Genomic DNA, 20,094 nt, shown 5'->3' with positions numbered 1-20,094 from the left:
TTACCACCAATGTGTCTGGTACGGTAACAGCTTTAGTAATAGATGCGAATGGATGTCCAATTTCAGCTGCGGTTAGTGTACCAGTGGTTCCATTAAATCCACCAACGGATATGAATATTAGTGGTACTCCAGTATATTGTGCGCCAGTTGCTAGTACTACAAGTACAGTAACTATTACTACTACCAATGGGGTAGGCGCATTGACTTATGCTATACTTTCTCCAGCTACAGCTACTGGAAATACTTCAGGAGCAACTAGTGGAATATTCACTTTATTAGCTCCAGATACTTATGTATTCCAAGTAACCGATGCCAATGGTTGTACTTACCAAGAGTCGTATACTGTAGCTCCAGTTACTCCTATTGCTATAGTAGGAGCATTGGTAAATGATATTTCATGTGATGCTTCAAACGGAACGACAAATAACGGTTCTGCTAGTTTTACAGTAACAGGATTTAGTGCAAGTGGTAATTATTCAATTGGGGTAACAAGTGTACCAGCTGCATTACCATTTACACAAACTGTTGCTGCAGATGTAATTACTTTAACAGGTCTTTCAGCAGGAACGTATACCGTAACTGTAACGGATACTACAACTGGTTGTACAGCCAATGATGCTGTTACTATTGCTTTACCAGCTCCAATTGTGTTTACAGCTACAGCAAGTAAAGTATTCTGTTCACAAGATGTTTCTACTATCACAGTAGGTGGAGTAACAGGTGGAACAGGAACGTATACTTATGCAGTGGTAGCGGGTGGTGCACCAGCACCAGCAGTTGGATCATACAGCACTAGTGCAATCTTAACTGTAGACACGAACTTGACGGCATTGTCTTGGGATGTATATGTTAAAGATGCCAATGGTTGTATTGCAATGCAAAACGTAAGCGTTGTAAGCGATGCAGCACCAACGATTGTAGCTCCAGCAGCGCAATGTTACGTAGGTGCACCATTGACAGTAGATTTAAGTCCAAATACAATAACCACTACTTATAATGGTACTAAATCATATACATTAGATGGTACAGCCATTGCTACTTCAATAGCTACCTTCACTGCACCAGGAACTTATGTATTGGGTATCAAAGATGACAATGGCTGTGAGGCTTTTGTAAATTATACTATTCAATCGCAATTGTTAGCCAATGCGGTATTGACCAAAGACTTGTATTGTGCTGCTCCAGTAAATGCTACTATCGACGTAACTATTACTGGTGGAGTGGCCCCATACAGCTACCAAATGTTATTAAATGGAGCGCCATCAGGAGTTGCAACTCCAGTAGTTGGTTCAACATTTACAGCTTCTGTTGCAGCTTCTGGAATGTACAGTTTTGTAATTACCGATAGTAATGCAGCAACTTGTACAGTAACATCGAATGTAGTGGAGGTAACTACTCCAGCTACACCAACGTTTACAGAAGTTCATACTAATGTAACTTGCTATGCAGGTTCAGATGGAACCATAACAGTTACTCCTGCCAACGGCGTAGCACCATACACTTTTGTACTTTCAGGTACAGGAGCCAATACAACAGGTGATGCAACGGGTATCTATACTGGATTACCAGCTGGATCTTATACTGTTGTAGTAACAGATGCTAAAGGATGTACTTCTGTGGCAGCACCAGCTATTCCAATTACTGCACCAGCAGTAGTATCGGCTACGATTTCAGTTACTACAGGATTAACTTGTGGAGCAGGCAATGCGACACAAGCAGCTACTGTAGAAGTTATTGCTAGCGGAGGAACAGCTCCTTACCAATATAACTTTAACGGATTAGGATTCACGCCAACTAATACTTTTACCACCAATGTGTCTGGTACGGTAACAGCTTTAGTAATAGATGCGAATGGATGTCCAATTTCAGCTGCGGTTAGTGTACCAGTGGTTCCATTAAATCCACCAACGGATATGAATATTAGTGGTACCCCAGTATATTGTTTACCAGTTTCTAGTCAAACAAGTACGGTAACTATTACTACCACTAATGGAGTAGGAACATTGACTTATGCTATACTTTCTCCAGTAACAGCTACTGGAAATACTTCAGGAGCAGCAAGTGGAATTTTCACTTTATTAGCCCCTGATACTTATGTATTTGAAGTGACTGATGCTAATGGTTGTAAGTACCAAGAGTCTTATACTGTAGCTCCAGTGACCAATATTACGGTGGCGGTTTCGGCTACTACGGATGTGACTTGTTTTAGTGCAGGTAATGGCTCGGCTACTTTTAATGTGGCTAATTTTGGAAGTACTTTCTCAACGTCAATTAGTCCAACTGTTCTGTTCACACAGACAGCAAACCAAGTTACGTTATCTAATTTACTACCTAATACTTACACAATTACAGTAACGGATGACATTACTGGTTGTACAGCAACAGCTAATGTAATTATTACGCAACCCGCAGCAGCTTTAGATTTTAATGCTACAGCTACAAATATAAATTGTGATAATGATGAGTCTACAATTACAGTTACGGCAACAGGAGGTACATTAGATTATAAATATGCTGTGGTTATTGCAGGTGCTTCAGCGCCAGCGCCAACAGCTTATGGATTAAGTGACCAACTTACAGTAGATACGAACACTGGCGCCAGTATGATTTGGGATGTTTATGTAATGGATGCGAAAGGTTGTTTTACTTTCAAACAAGTAACTCTACAAACCGATGCTAATCCTATTATTACTTCGGCAGTAGCCGCTCAATGTCCAAGTGCTACTGGTACGTATGACATTACGGTGACGGCTTCTGGATTCAGCCCAGCTTTACAATACAGCGCTGATGGTACTAATTATCAAACTGGCAATGTTATCACTGTGAATGCACCAGGTAACTATACTATTACAGTAAAAGATGCTAACGGTTGTATTTCTGTTGGATCCTCAGTAACGATTGTTGATCCGCTTATTTTAACACCAACCGTAAGCACACCAGTTACTTGTACTGATGGTGATGGTGTAATAACGGTGAGTACAACTGGTGGTTCTGGTAATTATGAATATAATATTGATGGAGGTACATTTGCTTCGGTAACTTCGTTCTCAAATGTTGCTTCAGGAAATCATACTATTGGTGTTCGTGATACGACAACATTATGTGAAGTATTTGCCACTGTGAATCTACAAGTCGCTACACAAGTTACAGGTTTTGCCTTAGCCAAAACTGAGGTGACTTGTAATGGAGGAACCGATGGATCAATCACAGCAACGATGGATACTCCAGCACCAGGCGTAAATGATAATCCTGTTTATACGTATACATTGACTGGAACTACGACTGTAGGTAATTTACCAGTAACGAGACCAGTACAAACTTCTCCATTATTTAGTGGTTTAGCGGCAGGTAGTTATACTGTTGTAATAACTTCAGAAAGAGGATGTACAGATACAGAGACCATAACTATATTTGAACCAGGGCTAATTACGGTTCCTGCTCCAACAGTTGTTCAATTTGGTTGTGCATCAGGAAATGCGGGTAACTTAGCTACTATTACGGTTACTGGAGTTACAGGTGGTTCAAATACCTACTTGAATTATGAATTCATTAAAGTAGGCTCACCAAATACGGTGGTTCAATTGAGTAACAGCAATGTGTATACTGAAGCGAATGTTTTAGGAGGTTCTTATATCGTAAATGTTTATGACGATAAAGGATGTATCGGGACATCAACAGCTGCCATCAGCATTGCTCCTTATATTCAATTGGATAAAGTGAATGTGGTGGTAAACCAAGCCATTACTTGTAACAATTTAGAGGATATTGATGTTTCGGTTAGTGCTATTGGCGGGACACCTGCTAACTTGCAGTTTACAGTTCAAGATGTAACCTATGATAATAGTGTTACTCCTCCAACAGCAATTAAAGGAAGTGTATATAATTTACCTCCAGTTTCAATAGTTGGTGGTGTGGCTACATTTACTAATTTACCAGTAGGTAACTACGAAATTGCCGTTAGGAATTTAGATACAAATTGTGAAATAATTGCTGTACACTACGTAAACCAACCGAATACATTTGATTTGACTATCGATAACGTAGTGGATATAACTTGTTTCGGAGATGCCAGCGGAAGTGCTAGAGTGACTTTAATTGATAGAGTGCTGTCACCAGTTGATAATGCTGGACCGTTTGATTATACGGTTTATGATATTGCGAATCCATTAGCTCCAGTAGTGGTGGTGCCAACGACTAATAGTCCAACGTTTGGACCTATTACTCTTACTGGTTTACGAGCAGGTACGTATATGATTACTGCTAATTTGACCCAAACACCATTCTGTACCGTAAGTAAAAACTTTACCATTACAGGTCCTAGTGAAACTTTAGTGATTAGTGAAACGCATACAGACATTACCTGTGTAGCTGGTAATAATGATGGTTCTATTTCGGCTACCGCTACTGGTGGATGGCCTGGTGGGTATGAATTCCAATTGGAAAGAGGAGCTACTGTGGTTACTCCATGGTCAACGGTAAGTAACTTCAATGGTTTAACTGCTGGAAACTATACCGTGAAAGTTAGAGATCCAAAAGGATGTGAAGTATCTACTACTGTGCCATTGGTTATTCCAACTCCAATAGCCTTTATTGCTACGCCAAGTACTACTTTGTTGACTTGTAATGGTGATACGAATGCGACCATTACTGTTAGTGCTCCAACAGGAGGACAAGGATCTAATTACTTGTACACCTTGAATACCACTTCGGTTACTCCAATGATTAGTTCAGGACCACAAAGTGGAAATGTATTTGACAATTTAGGCGCAGGAACGTACACTATAACCGTAACCGATGGTTGGGGTTGTGGAACTACATCAGCACCGATTGTAATTACAGAACCCACGAAGGTTGTGGCGAGTTTGGTATTGGCTACTACACAAACATGCTTCACGCAATCAACAATTACTTTGAGTGCAATCGGTGGTACAGGGGCGTATGAATACAGTACGACTCCAAATTTTGCTGCGATTGAAGGTAATTTTGCTACCGCGATTACTTTCCCTGTGCCTGTAGGAACCTACCGTTACTATGTACGTGATGCGAATGGTTGTATTAGTGTAGTTTCGAATGATATTACTATTGATCCGCTACCAGCTTTACGAGTAGATTTAGATATTCAAAATGCTAAAATCAATTGTAATGGTGATTCCAATGGAGTAATTGTAGCAACTGCTACAGGTGGTTTAGGTAATTATGTGTATACTTTGTTAAATGGTTCTGGTACTCCAATTGTTCCAGCTCCAACACAGTTAACACCTGGTAATTTTACTCAGTTACCAGCCGGTATATATCAAGTAAGAGTTGATAGTCAAGATTGTAATGTGACTTCTACTGGTACGGTTACTATCAGAGAACCTTTATTGCCGGTTACTGCAACTTCAGTAGCAACGCCAGTAACTTGTAACGGTTCTGCCAATGGTATCATTACTGTAACGGCATCTGGAGGAACAGGTATGATTAAGTATGCTATTTCTCCTAGATCGGATCAGTTCTTTGATACAGGAGTGTTTGATAAACTAGCACCAGGAACCTACCAAATTATCGTACAAGATGAAAACGGTTGTTACGTTATTTTATCTGAAACTATTACAGAGCCACAACCAATTTTTGTGAACACTGTAGCGGGTTCAGAGGTACAAGAACTATGTGCTGGAGATAATAACGCAGCTTTTGATGTTAACATCACTGGAGGTGTGGCACCTTACAGTGTAACCCTTGACGATATCAATGGTACTTATATAACTGGAGCATTGACGCAAACAGTATTTAACTTCTCTGGTTTATCAGGAGGTGAACATACAGTATATATTAGAGATGCTAATGGTTGTACCGCAGAATGGATAGTAACGCTAGACGAATCGGTGAACTTGGATCCAAAAGCTACTGTAGCTTACGGTTGTGATAATAATTCGCCAAGTAATACGGTGACAGTGACTGTGGATGCTAGTATCACTAATCCAGCGGATGTTGATTATGCCTTAGACGGTTCAACAGTATTCCAAGCTAGCAACATCTTCAATAATGTGGCGCCTGGCTTGCATACCATTACGGCTAGACATACTAATGGTTGTGAGAAAACCACCATCCAGTTTGAAGTACTTGGATTTACACCATTAGCCTTGACATTGTCAGATGGTGGATTGAACGAGATAGTAGCAACAGCCACTGGTGGTGCTGGTAATTACCAATACTCATTTGACGGTGGAAATACCTTTAGCTCAAATAATAAATTGATTTACTATAAATCTGGTGACTATACCGTGATTGTAAGAGATGCCAATGGTTGTGAAGCTACAGCGACTCGTTACTTTGAATTTATTGATGTCGAAATTCCTAATGTGTTTACACCAAATGGAGATGGTAACAATGATTCTTGGACACCAACCAATACCATTAATTACAAAGACTTAACGATTAGCATCTTTGACCGTTACGGTAGAAAAGTTGCCACGTTAAGAGAAGGTCAAGGTTGGGACGGTAAATACAACAGCCTCGAATTACCAACCGGTGATTATTGGTATGTATTGAAATTGAAAAACGTTCAAGATGATCGTGAGTTTGTAGGTCATTTCACTTTAATGAGATAACGGAATAACGATAGAACGAAGGTCCAAAATAACAGGTAGCAACGACGCTATGCCCCAATAGCGTCGTTGAAATACCTACAAAGAATCTACTGTATTATGAAAAAAATTATAATTGCATTGTTGCTTTTAGTGGGTGTGGCAGGTCACACTCAAGAGTTGAATTTGCCAGTTTGGACGCAATATTTGGCTGATAACCCTTTTGTGATTTCGCCAACCTATGCAGGTATTGGTGATAATTTTAGAATCCGATTGAACGGATTGACGCAATGGGTTGGAATTAAAGATGCACCAAACAATCAATCTGTTTATGCTGATTTTAGAATTGCTGATCAATCAGGAGTTGGAATATCAATGTATAATGATAAAAACGGGAATACCCGTCAAACAGGAGCAAAAGCCTCTTTTGCTCATCATATCATTTTAGATTATTATTCCAATCAATATTTGTCTTTTGGTTTGTCATTTAACATTAATAATTTTAAAATTGACATTAATGATTTGTCGCCAACTAATCCGGATCCTTCTATTAATAATAATCGTTTCACCTCAAACAATAACTTTGATGTCAGTTTGTTGTATCGCTTGAATAAATTTTATTTGAGTTTTAATGCAAGTAATATTTTACCAAAAGATTTGGATAAATTTATTGCACTAGAACCAGATTTGTTGCGTAATTATCAAGTGTATTCTGGGTATGTTTTTAGTGATGGAGGATATAATCGAGCTGAGATTGAGCCTTCTATGTATTTTCAATATTTTGAATCTGATAGAAGATCTAGTACCGACGTCAATATTAAATATAGAAAATATAATAACTATGATGACTACTATTGGGTTGGAGCTTCTTATCGTTTTTTGAATGATCAAATTGGTAAACCCCTAAATGTTGGACCAATGGTAGGCTTTAAAAAATCAGGGTTTTATTTCGGCTATGCCTATCAAATTACTATGAATGAGTTAGCGGCCTACAATTCAGGAACTCATATGCTTACTTTAGGATTTGATTTCTTCCAAGGATTAAGTAACTGTCCTTGTACTCAAAATCCAGTACACGAATAATTTTATAACTAAGATGCTACTAGAGCCCTTTTCGTTTTTGGAGAGGGCTTTTTTTTGTTGGTTAATTGAATAACCCACAACACAAAACTGACAACGTACAACTGAGAACTGATATCTATCAAACCATTATTCCTTAATTTTTTTAACCGTTTAGTTGTGTTATTTGTAAATTTACATCGATTTCGTTATTAATTAGCTATTTTTTAATAGGTGGCACTACAAATCAAAATCGCAAAATAGTGTATCTTTGTAAGGCGATATACATTTTTAAATTAAATACATATATATAATGAAAACTTTAAACGATTTCAATTTCAAAGATAAAAAAGCAATTATCCGTGTTGATTTTAATGTGCCTTTAGATGAAAATTTTAATGTAACGGATGCCAATAGAATTGAAGCTGCAAAGCCTACTATTGATAAAATTTTAGCTGATGGTGGAAGCGTTATTTTAATGTCACACTTAGGAAGACCAAAAGGGGTAGAAGACAAATATTCATTACGTCATATCGTAGCTAAAACTTCTGAAGTTTTGGGTATTCCTGTACAATTTGCTACAGATTGCATTGGAGAACCTGCTACTACTGCTACGGTGGCTTTACAACCTGGTCAAGTGTTGTTGTTAGAAAATTTACGTTTTTATAAAGAAGAAGAAGCTGGTGATGTTGATTTCGCTAAAAAATTAGCAGATCTTGGAGATATCTATGTAAATGATGCCTTTGGAACAGCACATCGTGCTCATGCTTCTACTACTATTATTGCTCAATTCTTTCCAACGAGTAAATGTTTTGGAACTTTGTTAGCTAAAGAAATTGAAAGTTTGAATAAAGTATTAAAGAATAGTCAGAAACCAGTAACTGCCGTTTTAGGAGGATCTAAAGTATCTTCTAAAATTACTGTTATCGAAAATATTTTAGATAAAGTTGACCATATGATTATCGGTGGTGGTATGACCTTTACTTTTGTGAAAGCCTTAGGAGGGTCTGTTGGTGACTCAATTTGTGAAGATGACAAACAAGATTTGGCTCTTGAAATTTTGCGTTTAGCTAAAGAAAAAGGGGTGCAAATTCATATTCCTGTAGATGTAGTGGCTGCTGATGATTTTTCTAATACTGCCAATACACAAGTAGTAGATGTTAAGCACATTCCAGAAGGATGGCAAGGTTTAGATGCAGGACCAAAATCATTAGCTAACTTTAAAGAAGTAATTTTAGCTTCTAAAACTATTCTTTGGAATGGACCATTAGGAGTTTTTGAAATGCCAACATTTGCCAAAGGGACCATTGCTTTAGGTGATTATATTGCAGAGGCTACTGCTAATGGTGCTTTTTCATTAGTTGGTGGAGGTGATTCTGTGGCTGCTGTAAAACAGTTTGGTTTTGAAAATAAAGTGAGCTACGTATCTACAGGAGGAGGTGCAATGCTAGAAATGTTAGAAGGAAGAACCTTGCCAGGAATTGCAGCGATTTTAGAATAATCATAAATTTTGTAATTTTAAAAATTGCATTACTATTCGAATAATCCTACTTTAACATATTTTTTTAAATGAAAATAGGCTTAAAAACCATAAATATTGTATATTTAACAATATTTATGGTTTTTTTTAGTTTTAACCAAGTATTTTTACGACCTAAATTGGTTAACATGCTGAAATAAAGCACATTCAATTCAAACTATATGAGTCTTAAAAATACCACACTAAGCTTATTTTTTCTTATCTCGTTTGCCGCTTTTTCGCAGCAAGTCGCTGAAGTTAAATCGATTCAAGCTTCCCCAATACCTCTTTCCTATTTAGATTCTATCAAACAAACTTTTGTACGCCATACAACGACAGAACAAGTCGATAGTTTATGGATGAAAGAGCTAACAAATCTAAATATTTATGACGATTTAACTAAGGATATTCAAACCATCAATACAGATCAAAATATTGATTTCGAATTACCCACTGATCTATTAAAACAACGATTAGCAGCTATGGATGCTAAGTCTCCTTTTCACATTGAATACAATCAAGGATTGGAAAATTTAATCAAATCCTTTTTGAAAAACAGGAAAAAAGCTTTCGCGAGATTAATGGCTACTTCTGAATATTACTTTCCTATTTTTGAAGAGGCTTTGGCGAAAAAGAACATTCCTTTAGAAATAAAATATTTAGCTATAGTAGAATCTGCTTTGAATCCAAAGGCGGTTTCTAGAGTTGGTGCAACAGGACTTTGGCAGTTTATGTATCATACTGGAAAACAATATAATTTGCGAATCGATTCGTATGTTGATGAGCGATCGGATCCGTTGAAATCCTCTGAAGCTGCAGCACAATATATGGCCAATATGTATCCTTTATTTAATGATTGGGATTTGGTATTGGCATCGTATAATTCAGGTCCCGGAAATGTTACTAAGGCGATAAGGCGATCGGGCGGACAACAAACGTTTTGGGACATAAAAAAGCATTTGCCAAAAGAAACTCAAGGTTATGTCCCTGCTTTTTTAGCAACGATGTACTTGTATGAATACCATAAAGAGCATGGTATAAAACCTGAACGTGCGACTTTCAAACACTTCGAAATGGATACGATTCGTATTCAAAAAGAGATCTCCTTTAAACAAATTGCGGATTTAATCGACATCCCTGTAGTCGAATTGCAATTGTTGAATCCTTCGTATAAAATGAATGTTATTCCTGTTTACGGCGATCAACCCAATTATTTGCGATTGCCACAAAACAAAATTGCCACTTTTACTTCCAACGAAGCCAAAATATATGCTTATGTCGCTTATGACAATAACCAACGAAAACAACCTTTGCAATGGTCAAAATCGGCTTTGGCGTCTAGAGGGAAAGCAGCAGATTCTTCGGATTTGGCTACTATCAATGAATGGTATAAAATCAAAAAAGGGGATAATTTAAATACAGTGGCTGCCGATTTTAAAGTTGCCGTTGCTGACCTTAAACGTTGGAACGGAATCAAAGGTAATAGTGTTCCCTTTGGTAAAATATTAAAAATTAAAACGTCTCGTCATGGTTTAGAAAGCAATTCAATAGCTATTGCTAGTACTTCCGTTGCTGGAGTTAAATCTGTAGACAAAGCTAAGGAAACTAAGTTAGATTCGCTGTTGGTTTCACCAAATGCAACTCAATATGTCTTGCAAAAAGGTGATAATTTGAATATAATCGCTCGTAAATACAATGTTTCAGTAGAGGACTTACGTACTTGGAATCCTACGACAGCGAACAATTTGAAACCAGGAATGAGTTTTCAGGTCGCAGCTAGCGAGGCTGTTACCATTCAAGAAGTGCTAAAACCAGAGGTAAAAGACATTACCTATACCGTTCAGGAAGGGGATAATTTAGGAACTATTGCCAAAAAATTCGGAACAACATCGGCTAATCTAATAGCTTGGAATGCTATTTCAAAACAAAAACTACCAATTGGAACGGCGTTGATTGTGGCTAAAAATGAGATTGCCATCATTACTAATAACGCTACAGCTGATTCATTTAAGAAGAAGGAATTGTTTCCAACAGCAAAAGCCAAAAAGACAACGAATGATTATTATGTGAAAAAAGGAGATTCTCTTTTTAGCATTTCCAAAAAATATCCTGGAGTTACTATTTCTGATTTAGAGAAATGGAATGGCATTACCAGTCAAGATTTAAAACCCGGAATGAAGTTGAAAATAAACGGATAATACAATAAATTGGGCTACATTTGGGTTTTATTTTATAAGATAAAAATTATGAATAATTCCCATTTTTTATACCTTTTAGTTTCGTTATTCTTGTTTTCTTGCGGGAAAAAACAAGAGCCATTATTACGTGAATCGGTTGGTAAAATCAATACGATTGCCGTAATTATGAATGATGCTTTATGGAATGGGGAAGTGGGTGATTCACTGAGAAATAAATTAGCAGCTCCAGTTTTTGGCTTACCTCAGGAGGAACCTTTGTTTACGATCAATCAATATCCTGATAAATTAGTAGAAGGTTTCATCACGGATAGCCGAACTATTGTGGTGGTTAAAAAAGGAGCAACTACAGGTTTTGAAATCAAGAAAAACCAATATGCTACACCGCAAACCGTTTTTCATCTTACCGGTACTACGAATGATACACTCTTGTATTTATTAGAAAAGCACAGTCCCGAAATAATTCAGATGATTAAAGAAGGTGAAATTCAAGCCAATCAAAAAATTAATAGGGAGTCATTATTCAATCCAAAAATTATAGAGAACAAATTTCATATTCGTCTGGATGTTCCTTCAGATTTTGAATATGCCGTTCAAAAACCTCGATTTATTTGGTTAAAAAAAGAAATTGTGAGCGGTAGTATGAGTCTGTTGTTGTATCAAGTTCCTCTGAATACCATCAGAGCCAAGAACCCTATTGCTTCAATCATCCGAATGCGTGATTCTATCGGGAAGTTATACATCAAAGGGCGCGAAGCACAAACACCTATGATAACAGGCGAAGGTTATGCACCGTACTGGTTTAAAATAAAATTAGATAATTGTCCTACTTTTGAAACTAAAGGGACTTGGGAATTAAAAAATGATTTTATGTCTGGACCTTTCATCAATTATGTGATTTTTGACAAAGAATATAACCGAATTTTGGTGTTAGAAGGTTTTTGTTACTCACCCGCTGACGAAAAAAGAGATGTTATGTTTGAGTTAGAATCGATTATTAAATCGGTTCAAATAATTAAAAGAAAAAAATAAAAGTTGTTATGAGTTTACAATGGGAAATTAAATCCTTCGAGGCGTTGACTGTTCATGAGCTGTATGATATTTTAAGATTGAGAAGCGAAATTTTTGTAGTAGAGCAAAATTGCGTCTATTTAGATTTGGACGGAAAAGATAAAAAAGCGCTACACCTTTTTGGAATTTATGAAGATAAAGTTGTAGCCCATGCTCGATTATTACCTCCAGGTATTAGCTTTCTCGAAGCCTCAATAGGTCGAGTAGTAGTTGATGCTACTTATCGAGACAAAAAGTGGGGTCATGAACTCATGCAAAACGCTATTGCTGGAATTGCGACTCATTTTAAGGAATCAGTCATCACGATTGGCGCTCAATTGTATCTGAAAAAATTCTACGAGAGTCATGGTTTTGTGGCCATTAGCGAGATGTATTTAGAAGATGATATTCCGCATATAGAGATGAAAAGGGGATAATCAAATAAATTATGATTCTTAGATTTCCATTTACACGATTGCTGTTTTTTGTCACATCGAGCGCAGTCGAGATGCAGTAATGGTTCTCGACTGCGCTCGAACTGACATTAGAGTTGTTTTAAACTAGATTTTTTTATTCTAAAACATTAGGAGAAGAATTTAAAGGACATTAAAACTAACTTATATGGCCTTAAATTTCTTATATGGTAAAAATTAGACATTGACTGGAATACTTATATGTCTAATATGTTTAAGAATTGATGCTAATTTTTACTGCGTTCTTTTACAACTTCAAAATACTATTGTACTCCGCCGAAGTAGTCAACACGCTTACCGCCTTTTTAATCTCAGGATTGCTTTTGATGTAGTATTGGTACAATCCTTCTTGGTATTGGTAGCGTTTGATAATCTCGTCTAGTAATAAATTTTTAATTTCTTTTTGATTTTTATCCAAAGCGTTCCATTCACTTTTTTGAATAGCATTCAGTAATTGTTGGTATTCTGCCGTAATGCTTTCGTCTATTTTTTCTTTTATGGCAGCAGCCAAAGTCTTTTTCAAATTCAACTCGGTTTCAGTATCCAAATTGAATTTTTTATTTTTCAAAAATTGTTTGAAATCATTGTAATCAGCATCTGTGATGGTAGGGATAGTGTTGCCTAAATTTGGATTTTTGTAATAATACGTAGTGGCATAATCAAAGATAGCCTCGTTTCTTACTACTGCATTGGCCACGGCACTTACTTGTGTTTCTGACAATTCAATGTCAGGTTGAATACCTCCTCCATCGTAAACGGTTCTTCCTTTTCTAGTTTTAAAGGCATTATAATTTTTTTCTTCCGTACGTGTAGCTACTCCATTTTTATCTTTTCGGGTATAATCTAAAGCTTGGATGCAACGACCAGAAGGCGTGTAGTAACGAGAAATAGTTACTTTTACTTGTGTTCCAAAAGACATATCGATAGGACGCTGAACCAATCCTTTTCCAAAACTTCGACTGCCTAAAACCACCGCACGATCCAAATCTTGCAAAGCACCTGCTACAATTTCAGAAGCTGAAGCACTTTTTCCGTTGACGATGATGACTAACGGAATCCTCAGATCTACTGGTTCGCGAGTCGTTTTATAGGTGTTGTTGTATTTTTCTACTTTCGATTTGGTAGTTACTATGGTTTCGTTTTTGGGCACAAACAAATTGCAAATATTCACCGCTTCATTCAACAGTCCACCAGGATTGTCTCTTAAGTCTAGCACGATGCGTTCGGCGCCTTCTTTTTTGAGTTGTTCCAAAGCATCTTTTACTTCTGAGGAGGCTTTTTTGGTGAAATGAGTCAATACAATATAACCCGTTTTTGCATCAATTTTCCCGAAGAAAGGTACCGATTTGATTTCAACTTCATCCAAAACCAATTGGGTGCTTAGTGTTTTTCCTTGACGGATATATTTAATGTCAATCTTAGTGTTTTTGGACCCTTTGAGCAATTGTGACGCATCGTCTTTGAAGTCTTTCAAAACTACATCTCCAATTTGGATAATAGCATCTCCTGCTTTGAGACCCGCTTTGTCGGCAGGGAAATTTTTATAGGGTTCTTTGATAATCAATTGGTCTTCCTTACGACTGATTAATGCACCAATTCCAGTATATTCACCGGTATTGTTGATTTTGAATTTTACTACATCTCCTTCATTAAAGTAGTTCGTGTAAGGATCCAAACTCGCTAGCATCCCTTTTATGGCTTTATCCATCAAATCGCCAGGATTGGTTTCATCTACATAATTAGAGTTGACTTCTTTAAAAAGCGTGGTAAAAATTTCTATTTGCTTGGCAATTTCAAAAAAATCATTTTTGAAACTTACCCCAACAAACAAAAAGGCTGAAGCCAAAACAGGAATGATGTATTTTTTTTGAAAAAATGCTTTCATAAGGGAAGTGTTGGTTTATAAATAGACCTCTAAATTAATAATAAAACAGGAATAATTAAGGGAATTCGTTTTTTTAGGACAATTCGGTGCTGGACGAATCGGTACCTTTAGCTTGAGCTTCTTTCTTTTGAGCTAACTGTGACACAAATTTTTCAAACAATTGAATCGTTTTAGTATTGATTTCATCGAAAGACAGACGTTCTTTGGTTTGGTAAAAAAACATAAAACCATAGGGTTCATCCAAATGTGGAATCAGCAAATGCTTGTTTAGTCGATAAGTTTCTCTCAGTACGCGTTTGAAGTAATTGCGATCTACCGCTTTCTTGAAGTATTTTTTAGAAACCGAAACACCCATTTTTATTTTCTGTGTGGTTTCTTTTTTCTCTTGGCAATAGACCAATCGCAAAGGATATTTCGATACCGATTTTCCTTCGGTGAATAATAATCCGATGGTAATTTTGCTTTTTAGCTTTTCTTCTTTTGGGTAATTGAAATTCATTGCATTCGAAAAAAGTGGGATAATCCTAGCGAACAAAGGTACAATTAAACCCCAAATGGATTATTGTTTAGGATTTAAATCGCATTAAAAAATTTAATTCGTACTTTTGACCCTTTATTTCAATAGCATGCAAAAAATAATTTCGTACCCCATATCCGTAATTTACTATTTGTGTTTTGGGCTTTGTTTGGTAATTTTTCATCCTATTCAATGGATTTGTTTTAATGTTTTTGGTTATCAAGCCCATAAGAAAAGTGTCGATTATTTGAATTTTTTTTTGGTAAAATGCACTAATATTTTGGGCACTAGGTACCGATTTGAGAATTTGGGAAGTGTACCCAAAAACGTTCCTCTAATTGTAGTAGCCAATCATCAAAGTATGTATGATATCATAGCAATTATATGGTATATGCGTCGTTATCATTGCAAGTTTGTTAGTAAAAAAGAGTTAGGAAGCGGAATTCCTAGTGTGTCTTATAATTTACGACACGGGGGTTCAGTATTGATTGATAGAAAGGATCCGAAACAAGCCATTCCAACGATCAAGGGCTTGTCAGAATATATAGAAAAAAATACCCGTTCAGCCGTTATTTTCCCTGAAGGAACACGAAGTAAAACTGGAAAACCAAAAGAGTTTGCACAAAGCGGATTAAAAATATTATGCAAGTATGCGCCTTCTGCTTATGTGGTGCCAATATCCATAAATAATTCTTGGAAGATGGTGAGATTTGGTGCTTTCCCAATGGGATTGGGAAACAAATTAACGTTTAGCATTCATGAGCCTATGGCGGTTAAAGATTATGCTTTTGAGGAGTTGATTCAGAAAACAGAAGCCGCAGTAGTAAGTAAAATTCAATTTTAATAAATAAATACCATGTCAATAAAAAACATCCGATTAGAAGTGATGCAGTTTTTAGAAAAAAACGTCGACAGTTTTGTAGATCAATTTCTAATTCCGGTAGAAAAAATATGGCAACCTTCTGATTTTTTGCCAAATTCTGAGAGTGATTCTTTCTTAGATGAAGTAAAAGAATTAAGAGAAATTGCCAAAGATTTACCTTATGATTTTTGGGTAGCTTTAGTAGGTGATACTATCACTGAAGAGGCATTGCCAACCTACGAATCTTGGTTGATGGAAGTCGAAGGAATAGACAATCAAGAGCGCAATGGCTGGTCCAAATGGATTCGTCAATGGACTGGTGAAGAGAACCGTCATGGCGATTTGCTCAACAAATATTTGTATTTGTCAGGTCGTGTGAATATGCGAGAAGTTGAGGTTACTACACAACATTTAATCAACGACGGATTTGATATAGGAACAGGAACTGATCCTTATAAAAACTTTGTATACACTAGTTTTCAAGAATTAGCCACTTATGTTTCGCATAATCGTGTCTCGCAATTGGCTAAGAATTTTGGAGATAAAAAATTATCCAAAATGTGCAAAATGATTGCTGGAGATGAAATGCGTCATCACCATGCCTATAGCGAATTTGTAAATCAAATTTTTAAAGTAGACCCTAGCGAGATGATGTTGGCTTTTCAATACATGATGAAACAAAAAATCGTGATGCCTGCTCATTTTTTAAGAGAATCTGGTCAAAAAATCAGCTCTGCTTTTGAACAATTTTCAGATTCAGCACAACGTATAGGGGTGTATACTGCCACCGATTATGTTGAGATTATGCAGAAATTAATCGATAAATGGGAAATCGATAAAATAGGTGGGTTGACAGACGAAGCTGAAAAAGCAAGAGATTATTTGATGAAATTACCGTCAAGAATGGCTAAAATTTCAGAACGTTTGGTAATCCCAGCTGAGTCTTACATTTTTAAATGGGTTGAACCTGCAAGATTGTAATCCTTAATTTTGAACTATTTTAGATTGAAAGTAAGATCATAAAGAGAACTGATTTTTGAGGATACGACCTTTAAAAATCAGTTTTTTTATAAAAAAAATACCCCAAATGAATACCGCTAAACTAATTCACGATACGATTCTTTTTGTAAAACAAACACTTGCCGATGCAGAGGGAGGACATGATTGGTTTCATATAGAAAGGGTATATAAAAACGCTTTGCTCATTGCTTCATCTGAGTCTTGTGATACACTTGTTGTTCAGTTGGGCGCTTTATTACATGATATTGCGGATAGTAAATTTCATAATGGCGATGAAACGATTGGACCAAAAACGGCTCGAAAGTTTTTGGAAGAACACCAAGTTTCAGAAGAAACTATTTCGCATGTAGTTCAAATTATTGCGAATATTTCTTTTAAAGGAGGTAAAACCAAGCGCAGTTTTTCTTCTATTGAATTGGATATTGTACAAGATGCCGATCGTTTGGATGCTATCGGTGCTATTGGAATTGCCAGAGCGTTTAATTATGGAGGATTCAAAAACAGAGCATTGTACAATCCTGAGATTGCTCCCAATTTGCATATGACGAAGGAAGAATATAAGTCAAGTCAAGCACCAACTATCAATCATTTTTACGAGAAATTATTGTTGCTCGCTGATAAAATGAATACGAAAACTGGCGCAGCAATTGCCATAAAAAGACATCGTTATATGGAAAACTTCTTGTCTCAGTTTTATGCCGAGTGGGAAGGGGAAGTCTAGTGTTCAGTGGCTAAAGTACAGCAATAAGGTAAAACCAAAGAATACTAAAAATTACTTATTCTCGCTGGCTTTTAATTCTAGCATAACATCTGATGCATTTTTAAAAGTAGGCTCGCTTTCTGTCAAACTTCCTGCTCTTTTTTTGTTCAATTTGAATGTCAAATCCATTTCTGAAGTAAAAAGTAAGGCGGTCAAAAAAGGATTATTCATATACGGACTCAACACGAAAAACGCTTCTTCTAACGAATGGAAACTTTCTATTTCTTCGGTTTTATAGCGCGCAATTATCGAAAACTCTAAGGTGTTTTGGGCTGTTATAATGGGACGAGCATAAATATTTTTTAACTCGGTATCTCCAATGGTTTTGGCCAAAGTCAATTTAGAAAAAGTACGATCTTCGATACTTGCAATTACTTTTTGCCAAAATTCAGAAAATATAGGTTGGAAGGACATAACAATGGGTTTAGGGTTATTCTATTTTAATTTACAAAACATAATAATATGACATTTGAATATCAAAAAAATATAATAATATGACATTTGTCAATTTACAAACTAATTTTTAAAAGCTGTTTTTTTTCTCCCTTCCTCCCTAAAAAGAACATACTATTTCCTGATTTAATACCGTTTGCGACCATAAAAGGAACTTCGTTTTCTTCATTATCTAGTATTTGTTGATATTCGAAAACGCCGTTTTGATTAATCTTGATAAGATTTAGGTTGTATTTGTTTTTTCTAGTATCTCTAAATTCGATACGATTATCATCTAAATTTTTGATTTTATCACTAGCATTGATGAAGAAATAGACATTGTCATTAACTAATGTTGAGGTGTAAGAAGTAAAAAAATCTACGTTATCACCCGTTTGTCGTTTATTGATGTTTCTTGACCAAAGCATATTACCATCTTTGTCAATTTTGACACTTACCACATCATCATAATGACTGATTTGTCGACTGGAATATCCCGCATATTGATTATAGCTGCCTGACGTTTGAGTGATATAGGATTCCTCGGCATTAAAAATTAATTCGTTTTTATCTGTAATTAGTATATTTTTAAAATTGAGAAATTTCAATTCCTTATTTTTTAGTTTACCATATTTATCAAGAATAAATTGCTCTGAAAAAGCATTAAATTTTGATTTCGTTACGGTAAGATCGATTGGGTTTAATTCAAAATAACTTACACCTTTATATCTTTTATCGTACATGTCAGAATAAAATCCAATATAGAAAAGTTTGTCGTCTTTAACGATGCTCTTTAAAGAGCCAATAAAATGTTCTTGGGTGTCAAAACTGTGAGAATAAACGTTGTCCTTAGTGAATTTTATCACTTCAAATTCGTATTTGATTTCTTTTTCTTTTAATTCCGTTGGATAAGATTTACTTAAGAGATATATGGAGTTTCCATCTTTTGATAATTCAATATTTTGTAAAAAGTGTTTTCGATCTTTTGTGTTTTTTTCGTAATTACGATCAATAATCTTATTTAAGTGATCGTCAAACAAAAAAATTTTTAACGCATCAGAATTGCCTTTTTTGTCGAAGTTGATTACAATTGAAAAGGTGTTTTTTTCTTTATTCAAGACCAAAGCCATTTTAGAATTTCCTTCTGCTGAACCTTTTTTTTCTGATTCATTAAATGAAAAACTAAAAGAAAACAAATCTGCTTCATTTGAAGAGTCGAAAGAACCATTTACTAATGATTTCATATTTGCATTTTCGTAATAGCTGCTTTTTAAAGAAAGTCCTCCTAGTTCTTTAACTTCATCACGCCCGAAACGAAATAGCTCTTTCTTCTCGGTACTAAAATCATTTATATTAATAGAATTTGCAACACAGAGATATGATTTTTCATTAATGTCATAATACATTTCAATGATTTTAATGTTTTTTTCTAATTTAAAAACACCTAATACAATAGGAGTTTTATGAGAAATAGGATGCTTTAATTGAAAATCGTATTCATTTATTAGTTTGAGGTTGGTGTCATAATTTTCAAAATAAAAACCTGGACTAGGACTTATTTTACCTCCTTTATAAGAACGGACAATCAAAACGCTTCCGTTTTCATTTTCTTCAGATAAAACAATGTAGGAATCTTTGAATTCATCTTTGAAAATTTCACTTTTCTGAATCTTAAAAGGTATGTTTTGGGCTTTACCCTGATTTAGAAAAAGAGCAATAAGTAAAATCGAAAATAATGATTTTTTCATAAACAGTT

The 20,094-nt window shown here is 35.8% G+C and carries 13 protein-coding genes; 9 read left to right on the top strand and 4 right to left on the bottom strand.

The features are described 5' to 3' along the window. Positions 1-11 precede the first annotated feature (11 nt). The 6 genes from WFZ86_RS07490 (at position 12) to WFZ86_RS07465 (ending at position 12,826) form a co-directional block, all read left to right on the top strand. On the top strand, positions 12-6,590 hold the full coding sequence (locus WFZ86_RS07490) for a T9SS type B sorting domain-containing protein (protein ID WP_342691364.1): 6,579 nt from the start codon (positions 12-14) through the stop codon (positions 6,588-6,590). A 96-nt stretch (positions 6,591-6,686) separates the two neighbouring features. After that, positions 6,687-7,649 (top strand): PorP/SprF family type IX secretion system membrane protein, encoded by a 963-nt coding sequence (locus WFZ86_RS07485; protein WP_342691363.1) that lies wholly within the window; start codon positions 6,687-6,689, stop codon positions 7,647-7,649. 289 nt (positions 7,650-7,938) lie between these two features. Beyond that, positions 7,939-9,126 (top strand): phosphoglycerate kinase, encoded by a 1,188-nt coding sequence (locus tag WFZ86_RS07480; RefSeq protein WP_342691362.1) that lies wholly within the window; start codon positions 7,939-7,941, stop codon positions 9,124-9,126. 200 nt (positions 9,127-9,326) lie between these two features. Beyond that, entirely contained in the window at positions 9,327-11,342 is a 2,016-nt protein-coding gene (locus WFZ86_RS07475; RefSeq protein WP_342691361.1) for a LysM peptidoglycan-binding domain-containing protein, read from the top strand. Between the two features lie 48 nt (positions 11,343-11,390). Further along, positions 11,391-12,371, top strand: a complete 981-nt coding sequence (locus WFZ86_RS07470) for a DUF4837 family protein (protein WP_342691360.1) — start codon at positions 11,391-11,393, stop codon at positions 12,369-12,371. 8 nt (positions 12,372-12,379) lie between these two features. Further along, positions 12,380-12,826: a GNAT family N-acetyltransferase gene (locus WFZ86_RS07465; protein ID WP_342691359.1), complete on the top strand. Its 447-nt coding sequence runs from the start codon at positions 12,380-12,382 to the stop codon at positions 12,824-12,826. Between the two features lie 283 nt (positions 12,827-13,109). Here WFZ86_RS07465 and WFZ86_RS07460 read toward each other — a convergent pair whose 3' ends face one another. Continuing rightward, positions 13,110-14,747, bottom strand: a complete 1,638-nt coding sequence (locus WFZ86_RS07460) for a S41 family peptidase (protein WP_342691358.1) — start codon at positions 14,745-14,747, stop codon at positions 13,110-13,112. A gap of 73 nt (positions 14,748-14,820) precedes the next feature. Then, positions 14,821-15,246: a ribonuclease P protein component gene (gene rnpA, locus WFZ86_RS07455; RefSeq protein ID WP_342691357.1), complete on the bottom strand. Its 426-nt coding sequence runs from the start codon at positions 15,244-15,246 to the stop codon at positions 14,821-14,823. A 127-nt stretch (positions 15,247-15,373) separates the two neighbouring features. Between rnpA and WFZ86_RS07450 the strand changes: the two genes are divergently transcribed. The 3 genes from WFZ86_RS07450 (at position 15,374) to WFZ86_RS07440 (ending at position 17,867) form a co-directional block, all read left to right on the top strand. After that, positions 15,374-16,108 (top strand): lysophospholipid acyltransferase family protein, encoded by a 735-nt coding sequence (locus WFZ86_RS07450; RefSeq protein ID WP_342691356.1) that lies wholly within the window; start codon positions 15,374-15,376, stop codon positions 16,106-16,108. Positions 16,109-16,120: 12 nt separating this feature from the next. Beyond that, positions 16,121-17,107: an acyl-ACP desaturase gene (locus WFZ86_RS07445; protein WP_342691355.1), complete on the top strand. Its 987-nt coding sequence runs from the start codon at positions 16,121-16,123 to the stop codon at positions 17,105-17,107. A gap of 106 nt (positions 17,108-17,213) precedes the next feature. Beyond that, positions 17,214-17,867 (top strand): HD domain-containing protein, encoded by a 654-nt coding sequence (locus WFZ86_RS07440; RefSeq protein ID WP_342691354.1) that lies wholly within the window; start codon positions 17,214-17,216, stop codon positions 17,865-17,867. A gap of 51 nt (positions 17,868-17,918) precedes the next feature. Here WFZ86_RS07440 and WFZ86_RS07435 read toward each other — a convergent pair whose 3' ends face one another. Both WFZ86_RS07435 and WFZ86_RS07430 read right to left on the bottom strand, forming a co-directional pair. Next, positions 17,919-18,320 (bottom strand): hypothetical protein, encoded by a 402-nt coding sequence (locus tag WFZ86_RS07435; protein ID WP_342691353.1) that lies wholly within the window; start codon positions 18,318-18,320, stop codon positions 17,919-17,921. Positions 18,321-18,415: 95 nt separating this feature from the next. Continuing rightward, positions 18,416-20,086, bottom strand: coding sequence for a hypothetical protein (locus tag WFZ86_RS07430; RefSeq protein ID WP_342691352.1), 1,671 nt, complete (start codon positions 20,084-20,086; stop codon positions 18,416-18,418). Between the last annotated feature and the right edge of the window lie 8 nt (positions 20,087-20,094).

This window comes from Flavobacterium polysaccharolyticum (assembly GCF_038739875.1).
GTDB classification, from domain to species: Bacteria; Bacteroidota; Bacteroidia; order Flavobacteriales; family Flavobacteriaceae; genus Flavobacterium; species Flavobacterium polysaccharolyticum.
This window is presented reverse-complemented; position numbering and strand designations above follow the sequence as displayed.